General features: G+C 76.9%; 1 protein-coding gene. It reads left to right on the forward strand.

Annotated features, from left to right (window positions below; all coding sequences use genetic code 11):
* The coding region (locus tag SB822_RS57590; RefSeq protein ID WP_410859172.1) for a hypothetical protein at nt 1–268 on the forward strand (268 nt) is incomplete at both ends.

Raw genomic sequence — 268 nt, forward strand, 5'->3', positions numbered from 1 at the left:
GTGCCTTGCCTTGCTGCTGGCGGGCGCGCGGCGCTGGCGATGGCTGGCGCTGCGGCCACCCCGTCGCCTGCTGATCCGCCCGCCAGGCCGGCCAAGCTGCATCGATGGCCTGCCGGTCGCCGACCTGCGCGTGACCTGGCATGGCCCGCTGGCCCGGGTTTCCTGGCGGCGCGGGCCGGGCTGGCGGCAGGCCCTGCTGTTCTGGCCCGACACCCTGCCGCCGCCGCGACGACGTGAACTGCGACTGGCCGCATGCCGCCGCGCGGTT

The organism is Paraburkholderia sp. SIMBA_054 (assembly GCF_046534875.1).
GTDB classification, from domain to species: Bacteria; Pseudomonadota; Gammaproteobacteria; order Burkholderiales; family Burkholderiaceae; genus Paraburkholderia; species Paraburkholderia hospita.